Raw genomic sequence first — 15,391 nt, 5'->3', positions numbered from 1 at the left:
AGAAAATGATAGCCAACAATTATTTCACCGATGACGAAGATCTAAAACTATTTTTCGAACATTTGATCGACTGGTCTTCGATCGTAAAAGCGACGGAAGGCGAAGAATTCTTCGATCACGAACACTATAAAAAGACCGCCGATCCGAGATTGGAAATGGCACCTTCTAACGTGCCAGAGGCGATCGAACTTTATAGATCCAGTTTGGAATCCTTGGGGGAATTTTTCGGCAAAGAGGTTTCTCAACTTTCACAAACCATGGATAGAAAACACCTCCGTTACGAAAACGGAAAAGTGATCTTTCCTGAAGAGACCGTATTCATATACGAAAAGTTTCGGGAAACGGGATTGATGTCCTATTCCATTTCAAGAGAAGCGGGAGGACTTGCGTTACCCGCAACCGTAGGTGCCTTTTTTGTTATGATTATGGCAAGAGGAGACGTTTCCTTTTGTATGACCGTCACTCTTTTAAACCTAGCTCAGATCGTCGCGAGATTCGGAACCAAGGAACAAATCGAGGAATTCGCCGCAAAAGCCGCGTTAGGTGAGACGCTCTTTGCTATGGCTCTTACCGAACCCGATTTCGGATCGGATCTAAATAACGTAAGAACGACCGCGACAAAGACCGAGGACGGAAGTTATCGGATCAACGGAACCAAACGATTTATCTCTCAAGGATGCGGCCTCGGTCCCTATCCATCGAGCCTTTTGACTCTTGCAAGGACCGGAAAACAAAACGGAGGCGCAAGGGGTTTATCCGTTTTCCTAGTCAAAAGTTCGGACGTTACCGTCGCCGGAATCGAAACGAAAATGGGGATTCACGCGTCGCCGACCTGCGAGATTGTCTATGAAAATAGTTTCGCCGAATTGTTAGGCGAAGAAGGACTTGGACTTACTCGGTACACCGCTGGAATGACGAATTTTATGAGACTGGGAAGTGCGGCCGGAGGTCCCGGTGGCGGAGCCGGAGGATTCTACGAATCCAAAAAATACGCGGAGGAGAGAATTCAATTCGGAAAACCGATCGCTGAAATTCCGGCGGTTTCCGAAATGCTTCACAAGATCCAAAGAGAAGTCAACGCAATGAGACTTCTTACCTTCGAAACGGCGAGAGTTGTGGATATGTATCAGCATCATCAGATTCGAATGGAAAAAGCGAACAAAGAAGAACGTGAAATTCGAAAAGAGGAAAGGGTGAAAACCTGGGGAAATCTCGCCTCCATCCTTACCCCGATCGCAAAATATTATTGCTCCGAAGAAGCGCATAAGTGTGCAAACCTTGCGATTCAGATTCACGGGGGAGCGGGTTATACGGAAGACTATGACGTTTCCAGAATGTTTCGAGATTCGAGAATCAATACGATCTACGAAGGAACGAGTCAGATTCATGTAAGAATCGCGACGGGAGCGATCGTCGCCGGAATGACGGCAGACGGAAATTTCAGAAAATATCTGGAGACGATACAAAAAGAAGTAAAAGAACCTTCTTCCTTTCTTCTCGAACAATGGAACCTTCTCGAGAGTGCGATCAAAATATTCAAATCCATCGAACGAGACGAAACAAAGGAAAGAGTTGCAGAAAATCTAATGGTCCTTACATCCCGATATCTTTGCGGTTTATTGTATGAAAGGGCTATCTTAAAACTCAAGGAACAAGAACACGAATCCTTACACCGATGGACGGGCGACTGTCGAGCCTACCTAATCGATAGCACTGCGATTGCAAAGTCGTGCATCTACAGGATCGAAAACGCAGAATAAACAAAGGAACGATTCGATCGAAAGAACGATCGAAAATCCGGAAGACTTTTTTTTCGAGAGAATTTAGAATCGAAGAATTCATCTTGGACTAAAATCGGTATGTCTTCTTACATTTTTTTGTATCCTTTTTTTCTATTCTATCTTCCCGTTCAGTATTGGTTGGGAAGCCGTGGAATCGCCGGTAATTTTTTACTTGCGACCTTGCTCTTTGGAGCCTTTTTCTTTTGGATTCTTCAAAAGAAAAAATACGATCTTTACAAGCCCATTCCCTCTCACTTCTGGATTTTATACTGGTCGTTGATCGTATTTGTGGAAGGAATTCATTATACGGAAAATGCGTTGAACTCTTTTTTGCTCGGAGACCTGGACTATACCGCTCAAGCAAGAATGATGTCGACCCTATTCAAAGGAAGGATATTTGAAACTCAATATTACGGATGGAATGAGAATGCGAATTTCCTTTCCCACCACTTGTCTCCGTCCATTCTTCTTTTGTCTCCGTTTCCGATTTTGTTCGGATCGGAATTAGGATTTGGAATCGGAGTTTTTTTCTTCAGTGCGATCACACTTCCCCTACTCTTCCTCTATCTCAAAGAATCAGCGATCTCCGAAGAACTCTCCGTCGTAGCGGTTCTACTCTGGACCGGATCCTCGAGCTTCTACCGCTTGGGACATTCTCTTCACTTTGAAATTTTGATTCCGGTCTTATTTCTTTTGCTTTTGATAGGAATTAAAAAAAGAAACCCCTTCGTTTGGATACCGTCTCTCATACTTTTTTTAGGAATCAAAGAGGACCTTTCGATTTATTTGGCAGGTCTTTCTTTTTTTCAGATCTTCACGGATAAGGAAAGAAAAAGAGAATGGGTTTGTATCTTTCTATCGAGCCTCTTTTATTTCGGGATTCTCCAACCGTATTTCCGTTCTTTTGCGGGAAATTCCGCAGAACGAAACTGGAAAGAATACTGGGGAGGCGAGGAAGTAAATCCGGTGAATTCAGCTTTTCACTATATTCAAAATCCGGAAAGTATCAGACAATACGCAAAAGGTCTTCGGGATTTAAGTTTCGAATGGGGTCTATGGAATTTAATCTCCGGATGGATTCTTTTGCCGTTCCTCGGTTTGTATTCCCTCTTTCGACTCTCGATTCATCCTTGGGTCCGAGAAATGTACAGCTACTATATCTATCCATTGATCCCGTTCCTCATCGTAATTCTAAAGAACGGCGCGGAAAAAATTCAAGGCTGGATCGCAAGGGAAGAAAAGTTACGTCTCTTCCCTTTTTCGAAAGAGAAAAAAATTCTGATCCTCCTCGTTTTGACTTTTTTCTTTTCCGTTTATAGAAACGGAAGGGACGGACAGTATCCGATCCGACTCGAACCGAATCAAGAAAAAGCAAAGGAATTAAGAACCCTATTAAAAACGATCCCGTGGGGAGAGGTTGTTTCCGCAGGTTTTCACCTATCTCCGTATGTTTCCATTCAAAACGAAGTGTATCCGATCCGAGAGAATCGAGATTTCAAAAAATGGATCGTTCTTGATCTCGAGTACAATTCTCCTTATCTTTCTTCGGATAGAATTCAAGGAAGAATTCGAAAGGAAATCGAAGAGAAAAAAATCGAAATCGTATCGCAAACAAAAAACTTTGTCTTATATAAAAATCGATAAGTTTCTCACTTACAATATTCTTTCAATCTTTCCTTTGAATCCTCATAGCCAAGGTCCAATGACTTTTGAAAATCCTTACAGGCCTATGCGGTCTTTTTTAAAAATACATAGGCTAGACCACGATTGTGAAAAGCGACGTCATCTTTCGGATTCATCTGAATCACTTTTGAATACGTGGCGACCGAGTCCGCGTATTTTTTTAATCCGTATTGCGCGTAGGCGACCTCAAAATATCCGTAAGAATCTTTTTTATCCAGGGAGACCGCTTTCTGCGCGTCCTTCAATCCTTGCGCATAGTCTTCTTCTTTGTTTTCGCAACGGGCTTTGAACTGATACAATTTCGCGTTCTTATTGAATCCCAAGTCGATGGCTTTCTGAAAATCTTCGATCGACTGCATACAATCGTCCAATCGTTCGTGACTGTATCCCTTATATAAATATGCTTCCGCTTTTTTAGGATCAAGCTCGACGGCTTTTTCAAAGTCGGTAGCCGCGTCCGAATAATTTTTTAAATAATAAAACGCGAGCCCGCGATTGTAGCGCCCCGATGCGTCGGTGGGAACCTTCTCGATGTATTTGGAATAATCGTCTAACGCGCTCTGATAGTCTCCTCTTTCATAAGCGTCGTAGGCTCGATTGAAAACTAAGTTCGGATCTTCTTCCGGTTCTTGAGAAGGTGGGGAAGAAGAATTCGAGGATTGATTTGTGTTCGAACTCGACTTCATTTCTTTCAGAACGGAATCGATCCCATCCGAAATTTGTTGAAAAAAGGAAGGACTTGCAACTGCCCCCGGATCGACGACCTCTTCGGTTTTTGGAAAAAGCAAACTTCCGATAAGAATCACGATGCCAATTACAAAAAACCAACCGAAAAGAAACGAGTCCAAAAGTTTATTTTCCATCAGGCAATAGAAATCGAATTCTCCCAAGAATTCAACTTTTTATTGATTAAAAATTTGTCTTAACTCTTCTGTTTTCGGATTCTAAAACGAGGTAAGACGAGCCGAAACGGATTTCGACTCGACTTTCATTTATCGAAGTCTCATTCCGCTTGGATCGAGAGCGTCGATTGATTGCTCGGGTTGTGCTTTACATCCAATCCATAGACCAACGCGGTAGGAACCGCGTATTGAGGATCAAAAGTATCCAGAGCGATCGCAATTCTATTTCCCGCCGGAACGTCATAAGCGACCGCATTCAGGTCGATTGTGAGATCCGATGTTTCAAACGCGGAAACATAGACGGAAGCGGTCCCGTGAGTAATCAACTTCCCCACTCCGTTACTTCCTACATCGTAAAAGTAAACATTCACATTCGCTTTTCCTAATGAAGAAGAAACCTGACCCTTCCAGATAATTTTACCTCTGATTTTCAGGACGGAGGCAAGAGAATCCGATTCGTAGACGATCCCATTGATTCTGCTCAACCAATCCAAAGACGCCGTAACGGGAACCTCGAGATGTGAAGCAAGAATATCGGAAATCAAAGGAATCCCGGTGGTCGCGATCGTATCCGCTCCGGAGAGAATTCCCGTATTCTGATTGTTCGTATTTTGCGTAGAGGAAATTTTTCCGTCTGTAAACAGAGTTCTCGGTTTTAAGTAATAAGTTTTTTCCGAGACGGTTGAAGAAGGCCAGGAAGGAAGTGTCACCCTCGGTCCGTTGAATCTTTTTTGAAAGGAGACTTGAGGTTTCGTCATGATTCCGTTGTTGATTCCTTTCAACCAGTAATCGAACCAAGCGTAAGCGTTGTCCCAGATCGGATTGGAAAGACCGAGAATGCCGCCGATCTCCGCAGTCGCGTGAATGCCTTCGTTCATATCCAATTTTTTGGGAACGGTCAAAGAAGCATAGTAGTCGAGCATCTGATTCGGATTGAATAAGAAGTCTTCGAAGTTGCTCGATATATAAACCGGTTTACCGGAGGCGTTGAGTTGAGAAACAAAACTCGCAGGAGAACGTTCCGCCGCCCATGTAGTAACGCCGGCGATATCCGTATGGGAGAGAAGTTTCCCAAAGTTCTCGGCGATCACAGGATCCATTCTTCCCGTAAAATAACCGGCACCGATCAAAATCAGACCCCAGACTAAACGAGGTGTGTCGTTTCCGTAAAGCGATCGTTTGAGATCTCCCCATCCGCTCATCGCTACCGCGGTTTTGATTCTCGGCTCCGAGCTTACGCCTAACAATGAAATTCCAGCTCCATAAGAAATTCCTGATATTCCAATATTAGAAGAATCTACTTGTGTGTTTGTTTGAAGCCAATCGATCACCGCGGATAAATCCTGACGATCCTTTACGCCTGCGGTATTGATCAGACCACTCGATATCCCGAACCCCCGAGTGCTGTAGCTCAACACGATGTATCCTTTTTTTGCGAGTTTTGCGGCGGGGACGAGATATTCATATTCGTTCAAGGCCCAACTGTTTACAAAAATCACGGTCGGGTATTTTTGTCCGGATACAAGATTCTTCGGTTGAAAGAGATTTGCCGCGAGAGAAGTTCCGTCTGCAGAACGAATCACGATGGAATCGTTAAAAGTAAAACTCCCGTCGTTCTCCGCTTGAAATGCCGAATCCACCTGGGAAGAAGTGATCCCTTGCTGAAAGTGGCTCGGTGCCGAAGTTCCGTTTAAAAGAGCCGTTGTCGCGCCGGGGATCAACGCCGCTAAGACCGCTCGATTCTTTTGCGACGAGTCAGCGGATTCGCTACCGCAGTTCATTAAGAAAGTTAGCAGAAAGAAAACACTTCCTGCTTTTAACACACTTGTTATTCGAAATCCAATTCTCATTTTTTTTCTCCTAAAGCTTTTAGCGTAAAACGCATTTTTCACTTATGGAGAAGAAGTTTACTCTTCGCACACGAAGAATTCGCCTAAGATTCGGATTTGAGCCAAATTAAAGGTCTTAGATTTAAAATTAAGATCTCTTTTTGGGGGATTTTCCAAATGAACCGTGGCTTCGTTTAAACAATAAACGTTTGTTCAATCCTATGCAAGAGGAATCACCGGTTTTGACTGCTTCCAAGATTACTTTGCATTGGATCACTCAACCGGATCGAATCTTTCTCGCCATTCTCAAATAATCCCGAGGCGATGTCCCGATAACGGATTTGAACGCAAGATTGAAGGTCGCCTTCGAATTAAAACCGGAACGATACGCGACCGAAAGGATATTGGCTCCTTCTTCCGATTTGAGAATTTCTGCGGCTTCCTGAACCCGATAAGAATTGATAAACTTGGAAAAGTTCATTCCTTTTCTTGAATTTAAGAATTCCGTTAACTGATAGGGCTTTAGATTCAACCGCTCGGCCAACGTGGAAAGATCCAAATCTTCCTGGAGGAATATTTTTTCAACGTTCATAAGCCGATGTAAGAGAGATTCCACCTCGGTAAGGTCTACACTTTCCAATCTGGAATTTTGATATGCTTCTTTCACTGCAGGGCCGATCTCACCCAACAGCTTTGGAATTCTCTGATGGAAAAGATATGCGATTACGCTATAAACAGTGGTCGCTACCACGGAGGCGTAGAGAAGATCCAGTTCTCTTAACAAATAGGCTGAAAGCAGAAGAATGGTAACGCTCGCGCCTCCGCCTAACACCAATAAAAGGAGACGACCTCCGGGTTCTTTTTTCAATTGAGAAATGCGAAACACCGAACGAGTGTCCCAAAAGATAAACGCATAGTAGCCTAAATTGATGAAAAATCCTGTGAGAAACAATAGATCCCATAGGCTCGTAGTTTTCTTATGAAAAAAATCTTCCGGTCGATCCCCGAACCAGTCCGGTTGAATCAAGGAACAAAAAGGAATCAGGATCGTAAGAACCAGGCCGGGGACATACATCCACCTGTCCTTCTTCCAACTATAAGAATCCCGAACGGTCGCCGAAAAAAGGCTGTACATTCCAGCCCCCAAAAACCAAGACCAAGGTACATACATGTAATTTAAAAAACGTGTTTCGAAGTGAATGTCCTTTAGAAGGAAATAAACATAAAAGAATAATATAGATCCGCATAAGTTCAAAAGAAAAACGAGTCGATTTTGAATTCCCGCGTTGGGTCTAAGAAGCGCTCCCAATCCGATCAATAAACCGAATACGGCGCCAAAAAAGACGGTCTCTGTTAGAATGGAGGACACGAGAGGAGATAGAACCGGAATTCGAATTCTCAGTCCAGAATTTTTTCCCTCGCGATTCCACAAATTCAATCGAAGCTTCGATTATCCTTTCGGAAGAATGATATGAAAGATAGTTTTACCCGGTTTTGAATGGAGCTCGATTCTTCCTTCGTGTTTTTTTACGATCCTTCTTGAGATATCCAAACCCAATCCGCTTCCTTCTCCTGGCCCTTTTGTGGTGAAGAACGGATCGAAAATTTTCTCCTTCATCTCGGGAGGAATCCCGGGGCCGTTGTCTTCGACGGAAACGCTCACTTCCTTGTCCGATTCCGATATGGATATTTTGATCTTTCCTTTGAACTTCATCGCTTGAAGTGAGTTATAGATCAGATTGGTCCAGACTTGAACCAGATCATCCGGGTAGGCTTGGATCATCGGTCGAGTCGGAAAGTCGAGTTCCAATTCCACGCCGCTTTTGATTTTATTATTATAAATCGTTAGAACGGTTTCTATGTTCTCGGCAAGATCGATCAACACCTTTCCTCTCGCTTCGTCCGCATCGATATGAGCGTAATTTTTTAGAGCGTAAACGATCTTTGACGTTCGATCCACTGCCAACCGTATCGATAAAATATTCTTATAGGTTTGAACTTCTTCCAAGGCAAACTTTACGAGAGGATAATGGATCGGATTTTGAAATAGAATCGGAAACTCTTGTAGTGCCTGGGGAATTCCGTTGTCCAAAAGTCGATCCGCTATATCGTGACCGTTTTCGAATCCGAGTGCTTTGAGTTGTGCGCGAAGCGAATGTAGGACTTCCCTTCTATTTTCTCTGGAAAGAATATTTTCCTTACTCTCAATTCCTTTTCGTATCATTTCAGAAAGACCTTGTACAAAGTCCGCGCTTACCAAAGAAAGTTGCGGACCGAGTTGTTCCATTCGATCCGCCGAAGAATTGAGATAGGCTTTCAATTCACCGCTCAACGCTGAAATGGCGCCTAACGGATTGTTGATCTCATGCGCGATTCCAGCGACGAGTTGGCCTAAGGCCGCCATCTTTTCGGAAAGAATCAGTTGTTCCTGGGTTTTTTGGAGATTCTCCAAGGCCTGCGCCAATTCGGATGTTCGAACGAGGACCGCTTTTTCCAATTCTTCTTTGGCTTCTTTTCTCTCTGCGTTTAATAAGAGTTGTGTGACCTGTTCCGCGATCGTGAATACGAATTGTTTTTCGTGACCTTTCCACTTTCTCAATTCGCCTCTGTGTCCCAAACAGACGATTCCTTTGATTTTACCCCTAAGAAAAAAGGGGACCTCCAACAAAGATACGATTCCGAGAGGAATGAAGTAATCTTTCGACAAATCGAAAGTGCGCGGATCGTTTACGGCGTCAGTCGCGTCCACAAATCGATCCTTTAGTATGGATTCAGAATAGTGTGGATAGAGCGTCAGATCCATTCGAATTTTTTCGATGAATCTTTGATCTCGTCGATCCCAACCGGCGACCACGGTCCATGAGCTGAGATCGTCCGAATCAAAAATCCATATCGTGGCTCTGTCGCAATTTAAAACTTCGGCGGCCATGATCGCGATCTTGCGCGCGCCCATCTCTAAATTTCCGAAAGCAAATTCGGAATCGGTCGCCATCTCCATCAACGCCTGCGCGTGTAATGCGATCTGTTTGGCTTGTTCTTCCTTTTCTCTCGTCGCGTTTTTGATCTGAGTGATATCTCGAGTGATCGCGATGACGGTGGGCGTATTTCCCAAATTTACGACTCGCGCCGAAAAGAGAGTGTCGACTAACTTTCCGTCTTTTTTTCGGAATCTTACTTCGTAGTCTCTAACGAGACCCTCGATCTCCAATTTCTGAACGACCGCTTCTCTTTCTTTTAGATCGCTCCAAATTCCGAGTTCGACCGCGCTCTTTCCTCTTGTTTCTTCCTTCCTATATTGAAGCATTTCAGAAAAATGTTCGTTTACTTTAATGTATTTGCCTGTGAAAAGATCGCTCAGAGTGATCGTATCCGGATTCATCTCGAAGACCATTTCGAACAGGTCCTTACTTTCCTGCATCTTCGCAAAGTATTCGTCACGTTCCGATTCCATTTTTCTCTTATCAGTAACGTCTATCAAAAGTGCGAGCAACATCGGTTTTCCATTCCACTGAAAGACCCGATTTCCGGATAACACGTGTTTTAGCGTTCCGTCAGAACTTTGAATGACCGCCTCGATCGGACCGGTTCCGCCCTTCTCTTGTAATTGTTTGATGAGAGCGGCACGATCAAACGAAGTCCTCCAGATTCCTAAATCGAGAGAGGACTTCCCTAAGATTTGCTCCCTCGTATAACCGATTAGGTCGCAATAAGATTGATTGATCTGTCGATAGATTCCGGTTTCAAGCTCGGAAAGAGAAACTGCGGCAGGATTGAGTTGAAACAACTTTTCAAAAAGATCCTTACTCAGCATCAGTTCTTCATCCAATGCTTTCCGCTCTTCATCCGCTTTCTTTTTTTCCGTGATATCGGTCGAAAGGGAAATAACGTGTTTTTTTCCGTCCAAGTCCGTGATTCTTGCGGAGTAAAGAATCGGAATTTCGGTTCCGTCGGACGCGGTAAAGGTAGATTCTAAATTTTTTACTTCTCCGTGTTCAGAAAGCGCTTCGTAGACTTCGTTTCGAAAATTGGCCGCGTTATCCCAAACTTTGATTTCGGGAGTGGTCTTTCCGACCACGTCGCTCCGGTCGAGCTTTACCATTTCCAAAAATCTTTCGTTGATATCGATGATCCTTCGATTTTCCCAATCGGTCAGGACGAGAGAGGAAGGAATGAGTTGAAAGAGTTTCTGAAATGTTCTCTTGCGTCGTTCCAATTCCTCTGCAAGGGATTCTAAATCTTTGGCGTATGCCTTGATCTCGGAAATATCGTGACCGATCGCGAGAATTTTTTTCTCTCCAAAAGATTCTAAGATTCTCGCCGAAAAAAGAATCGTTTTTAAGTTTCCGTCCGGAGTTTGCATTTTAACTTCCAGATTCCGAACGACTCCGTCCTTTTCCAAAGCCATCCGAATTCTTTCACGATCCGAGCTGTCGTAATATACTCCGAGTTCAATAGGGTTGTGCCCGATCACCTCTTCCCGTTTTTTACCGAGATATTCCAGGAAAAGATCGTTTACAAAGAGATAAGATCCATTCAATTTTGATAATGTGATTGAGGAAGGATTTAAGAGAAAGATTTGATTGAGAATTTCCTCTTTTTCACGGACCTCGTCTAAGAGTTTTTGTTTTTCCTTTTCCTCTTTGATTCGGTCGGTCATCGGAACCGTGATGCTAAGAAGCGCCGTTTCACCTTTGTATTCGATCGCTTTCGCCGAAAACAATCCCCAAAATTCCTTGCCGGTCACGGTTCGAAACGGCATTTCGATTCCGTCCACAAACCCGTCTCGTTTCATGTTCAAAAGAATCGTGGTTCTTGCTTCTTCCGAAAACCAAAGTCCCAATTCCAAGGTTGTTTTTCCGATGATCCCTTCGATCGTAGACTCTATCTGTTCAGCGAATTTCTGATTCGCTTCCAAAATTTTTCCCGTTTGGATTTCGGTGAGGGCCATAGGCAGAGGATTGAGCAAAAAAATACTTTTGAGCGCGTCCCAACCTTCCTTTGCCTCTTGGTATAATTTTTGTTGAACGTTTTCGTTTCTTTTTTGTTCGGAAATATCTCTTACGATTCCCCAGATCGCGATCGGATTTTTAGAATCATCCTGAATGACGTGAGCCTTCACGCAGATGGGAACGATACTTCCATCCTTTCGAATGTATTCCTTTTCTATTTCTTGGGAATAACCGGTGGGAAGAAGGTATTCTTCGAAAATTCTTTTTTCGTTTGCGATCCAGTGATCGGGCGTGAGGGACCAGAGTGTGATGCTCCGAAGTTCTTCTAAAGAATAACCAGTGAGAGAAAGAAAGGCCGGGTTTGCTTCCAAAAAGACGCCGTCCAGATTTGCAATGGCGATTCCATCTCTACTCGTTTCAAAGATTTGCCGAAAGAACTCGGAATTCAAAAGGTGAGAGTCTAGGGTTTCCATATAAAACTCATAGTAAAAGACGGTAATTTCTTAGTAAGATCCGTGAAAGAAAAGATCATTTTACATCGAAACTCTGAAAATATCGATCCCTATCAACTTCTTACCCTAAAACGAATTCGTATAAACGCGGACTTAGGATTTTAAGGTCCGGATACGCACCGAAAATACCAGCTCGCCGCTTTTCCATTTCCGCCGATCAGTCCGTTCGTAAAAAACAACGCCAGCGCGTAGGTAACATTGGAACGATCCGTGGTTGAAGTCCAATGATATTGAGAAACGGCTCCGGGGAAAAAAGTAGCGTTGATGGCAGGAGTCGAACCCGAGTAGTCTACGATACTATGCAATTCCGTTGCGTTCGGAAGTCTCCAACTCAAACCCGCAAGAGAAAGAGAGGCGCAACCGGTCAGAGCTTGTTGCCAGGTTCCGATGCTACTACCGGATGTCTGCCATATCAAACCAGTTCTATTGTCGTTAACGGTTCCGTTTCCGTTATTTGTAAGGGAAGGAGATTGAAGGGGCGTTCCCGAAACACAGCGAACGGCGTAAGGACCCGTTCCAAAATTTAGCTGATTAAAAAAACCGGCCGTCATCTGAACATACCATCCCGTCGTCGAGGGATTGGATGCATAGGGAGTGGAAGAATAAAAACTCATAGCAGGGTTTCCCGGAAAATGAACGGAATCCACGCCGTTCGGACTTTCCGCGTTTGCAAAACGAGCAAGTTCGTAGATCGAAGGAAGCCTCCAAGTTTGAATCCCGGCATAACCGGCGCCCGCATTGAGTGAATTCAAGGCGGAACAAGTAGAAGGAGCTGTAGAGAAAGAACTCGAAGTCGCGGAACCGATCGTACAATTCGGACCGCTCAGACCTTCCGCACAGGTCTTCCAGACTAACCCGCGAATCGTATCCAATGTCGTATAATCATTCGTATAAACCGAATGTGGGGTCGGCCCGGAATAACTTCTCGCGGAAGGAATATTTACGAAGTCCGAATCCTGTCTTGGATAGGTCGCATCCGAACAAGGAATGTTGGTCGCCGTATCATAACAAAGCGTTTGTCCGGTATCCGAAATCTTCTCTGGGAAAAAAACTTCATCGGAGCCGGGTGAGAATCCGTTACAATTCGGAGCTTGCAAAAGAAGACACTTTAGAATCTCCGTGTCCTTCCAAGCTTGAGAATATGGAACGGCGGGATTATAAGGTTCCTTTCCCGTGCCGCAAAAGATAATAAAGAGAAATGAAATTATAAAGAAGCGGGGCCGGAACATATACTTTATTCAACAAACTCGAATCCAGTTTAGTCAATAAATTTTCAAAACAGTTCAATTTTATAAAACGACATCGCAAAAAAAGCAACATCGTTTTGACTCGGGTTCGACTTGGTTCACAAACCTTTTGGAAAGGATATGCTTTTTTCGATGTCTGTCTTCAAGGAACAAGGGATAGAATGTGAAATCCGTTGTTCAGTCCATTCTAAAATTCAAAGTTTGAATATTTGGGATTTGAAATGGCTTCGGGAACGAGGAGTTCTTCGAATTCTAAAAAAGCAAAACGGCCTTTCCAGTTTTTTCCGAATCTATGTTTTGAAAATCTAAGAATGAATTTTCAAAATTGATCGCAATCGAAACGCGATATAACTTGTGGAACAAGAAACTTTAGAAGGACAACCCAGAACGGACATGCAATGATTTGAATCTTCTTTTCGAAAAAAAGAAGATCGACGGAGAAATCCGATCTAAGAAGAATTTTGTTTCTCCGCCGAATTTGATTAGGTTACTACGGACTCGTTGTTCTCCTGGATTACGTGACCGTCTTCGAGAATCATTCGAATCAATCTTGTCATTTCCACTGAATATTCTACGTTGAGATGTTTGGTAACACCTTCGCAGAATCCGTTGATGATGAGTAGTTTTGCGTCGTCTTCGGACAAACCGCGGGATTGAAGATAGAAGAGCTGGTCTTCGTCGATCCTGGAAACGGTCGCTTCGTAGTTCAAGGTCCCGTTCTGACCGGAAACGTCGTTGTAGGGATAAGCGTGCGATTGGGAACGATTGTCCATCATCAAACCGTCGCATTTTACGTGAGAGTAAGAATTCTCCGAACCCGTGGTGAACTTTACGAGTCCTCGATAGGAATTGATTCCTCCGTCGAGAGAAACACCTTTTGCTAATATATTGCTTCTTGTATTTTTTCCGACGTGGATGATTCTCGCGCCCGTGTCTTGGATCTGTCCGCCTCCGGCAAAAGCGAGAGAAAGAATATCGCCTGTAGAATGATCTCCTTGAAGAACGATTCCCGGATATTTCACTGTGTTTGCACCGATGTTCACGTCGGTCCAGGTGATATGCCCTCTTTCATGGCATAACCCGCGTTTGACGGTCCAATTGTACATATTCTTCTTCCAATTCTGGATCGTCGTATAGAAGATCTTTGCGTTTTTGTGGGCTACGAGTTCGACAACCGCAGTGTGAAAGTTGGTCCCCTTGTCTTGAACCGAAGAACATCCTTCGGAATATTCTATCTCTGCGCCTTCATCAGCAATCAGTAATGTTCGTTCGTATTGCCCGGAAGAAGCGGCGGTCACTTTGAAATAGGCTTGAAGAGGCATCGGAGTTTTTACTCCTTTTGGAACGTAAGCAAAGGATCCTCCGGAAAAAACACAACTGTTGAGGGCGGAGAATTTGTTATCACCGACGCTCACGACGGTTCCCAAATACTTCCGAACGATATCGGGATATTCTCGGATCGCGGTATCAATATCGCAGAAAAGAATTCCAAGATCGGTCAATTCTTTCTTCACGTTTGCATAGACGGTTTCGGAATCGTTCATCGCTTCGATGCCGGCGAGATACTTTCGTTCGTGTTCCGGAATCCCCAGTCGTTCGAATGATTTTAGAACTTCCGGATCCACTTCGTCCCAAGATTTTTTCTTCTTCTGGTTGGATCCGATATAATGAGTATAAGAATCGATGTCTACGTTGAAGTTGGGAAAGAAACCCCAATTCGGCATCGGTTTTTGTTCGTAGATTTCAAAGGCTTTGAGGCGAAATTCCGTAAGCCAGGAAGGCTCGTTTTTGATATTCGAAATGGATTCTACAACCTTTCGGGTAAGACCCTTAGGGAAGTTATCGGCGCGATAAAACCGATCCTCTTGATTGGCTTCCTTTTCCAGGACTTGTTCCATCTTTATTGCCTCCAAAAAGTTAGACATGGATTGCGACCCATAGGGAGCAATCCGCTGAGTTCTTTTGCGACCCATAGGGAGCAATCCACTGAGTTCTTTTGCGACCCATAGGGAGCAATCCACTGAGTTCTTTTGCGACCGGAAACACCGATCGCTCAAGTTCTCGAGAAATCCGTTGAGCCAGAAAGGATGCCCATCTACGGAAACTAAAAATTCTCTTTGATAATCAGTCGGAACAACGACGCTCACTCGAGAAACTTCGCTGGCCCCACCCTGATCTTGGGTGGTGGGGTGGGCGGTGGGAGTTTCCGGAGAATTTTCTCTATCACAAAATCATCCTTTTGCAATCATAAACTTTCCCTTATTTTGTGGGAACTCCTACAATATTCGCCCGCCTCTGGACGATTCCGGTCACTTCCACACAATGTGAGGAAGAAAAGTTTTTGTCTCTGAGCGTTTTTTTTTGATTCTTTCAAAATCTAAGAAGACCAGCAAGAACCCCGACTTACAAAACATAGGATTGAAAACTCGAAGAGAGGGACGATTCAGAGTGGATTCTTTCATCGGAAGAAGGAATTCGATTTTCAAGG

The 15,391-nt window shown here is 43.9% G+C and carries 7 protein-coding genes and 1 pseudogene; 2 read left to right on the top strand and 6 right to left on the bottom strand.

Annotation, left to right across the window (positions count from 1 at the left end):
- Nucleotides 1-5: 5 nt before the first annotated feature.
- Both DLM75_RS19910 and DLM75_RS19905 read left to right on the top strand, forming a co-directional pair.
- Nucleotides 6-1,760 carry an acyl-CoA dehydrogenase family protein gene (locus tag DLM75_RS19910; RefSeq protein WP_118970250.1) on the top strand — a complete coding sequence of 585 codons (1,755 nt, stop codon included), beginning with the start codon at nucleotides 6-8 and terminating at the stop codon, nucleotides 1,758-1,760.
- Between the two features lie 99 nt (nucleotides 1,761-1,859).
- Nucleotides 1,860-3,425, top strand: a complete 1,566-nt coding sequence (locus DLM75_RS19905) for a DUF2079 domain-containing protein (RefSeq protein WP_118970249.1) — start codon at nucleotides 1,860-1,862, stop codon at nucleotides 3,423-3,425.
- A 5-nt stretch (nucleotides 3,426-3,430) separates the two neighbouring features.
- Here the strand turns inward: DLM75_RS19905 and DLM75_RS19900 are convergent.
- The 6 genes and pseudogenes from DLM75_RS19900 to sufB all read right to left on the bottom strand — a co-directional run bounded on the left by DLM75_RS19900 (nucleotide 3,431) and on the right by sufB (nucleotide 14,801).
- A pseudogene (locus tag DLM75_RS19900) lies at nucleotides 3,431-4,327 on the bottom strand (tetratricopeptide repeat protein).
- Nucleotides 4,328-4,467: 140 nt separating this feature from the next.
- A complete protein-coding gene (locus DLM75_RS19895) occupies nucleotides 4,468-6,216 on the bottom strand; it encodes a CocE/NonD family hydrolase (protein ID WP_118970248.1) in 1,749 nt (582 codons plus the stop codon).
- A gap of 256 nt (nucleotides 6,217-6,472) precedes the next feature.
- Nucleotides 6,473-7,633: a helix-turn-helix domain-containing protein gene (locus DLM75_RS19890; protein WP_346725316.1), complete on the bottom strand. Its 1,161-nt coding sequence runs from the start codon at nucleotides 7,631-7,633 to the stop codon at nucleotides 6,473-6,475.
- A 12-nt stretch (nucleotides 7,634-7,645) separates the two neighbouring features.
- Nucleotides 7,646-11,617 (bottom strand): PAS domain S-box protein, encoded by a 3,972-nt coding sequence (locus tag DLM75_RS19885; protein WP_118970247.1) that lies wholly within the window; start codon nucleotides 11,615-11,617, stop codon nucleotides 7,646-7,648.
- A gap of 140 nt (nucleotides 11,618-11,757) precedes the next feature.
- Entirely contained in the window at nucleotides 11,758-12,885 is a 1,128-nt protein-coding gene (locus tag DLM75_RS19880) for an Lcl C-terminal domain-containing protein (protein ID WP_118970246.1), read from the bottom strand.
- Nucleotides 12,886-13,385: 500 nt separating this feature from the next.
- Nucleotides 13,386-14,801 carry a Fe-S cluster assembly protein SufB gene (gene sufB, locus DLM75_RS19870; RefSeq protein ID WP_118970244.1) on the bottom strand — a complete coding sequence of 472 codons (1,416 nt, stop codon included), beginning with the start codon at nucleotides 14,799-14,801 and terminating at the stop codon, nucleotides 13,386-13,388.
- Nucleotides 14,802-15,391 lie beyond the last annotated feature (590 nt).

The organism is Leptospira stimsonii, assembly GCF_003545885.1.
Classification (GTDB): domain Bacteria; phylum Spirochaetota; class Leptospiria; order Leptospirales; family Leptospiraceae; genus Leptospira; species Leptospira stimsonii.
Note: the sequence above shows the minus strand (reverse complement) of the source record. Positions and strands in the feature narration are given on the sequence as shown.

Excerpts from the sequence above, each read along its gene's own strand:
- DLM75_RS19910 (WP_118970250.1), top strand. The coding sequence starts at position 6 with ATGATAGCCAACAATTATTTCACCGATGACGAAGATCTAAAACTATTT.
- DLM75_RS19905 (WP_118970249.1), top strand. The coding sequence starts at position 1,860 with ATGTCTTCTTACATTTTTTTGTATCCTTTTTTTCTATTCTATCTTCCC.
- DLM75_RS19895 (WP_118970248.1), bottom strand. The coding sequence starts at position 6,216 with ATGAGAATTGGATTTCGAATAACAAGTGTGTTAAAAGCAGGAAGTGTT.
- DLM75_RS19885 (WP_118970247.1), bottom strand. The coding sequence starts at position 11,617 with ATGGAAACCCTAGACTCTCACCTTTTGAATTCCGAGTTCTTTCGGCAA.
- DLM75_RS19880 (WP_118970246.1), bottom strand. The coding sequence starts at position 12,885 with ATGTTCCGGCCCCGCTTCTTTATAATTTCATTTCTCTTTATTATCTTT.
- sufB (WP_118970244.1), bottom strand. The coding sequence starts at position 14,801 with ATGGAACAAGTCCTGGAAAAGGAAGCCAATCAAGAGGATCGGTTTTAT.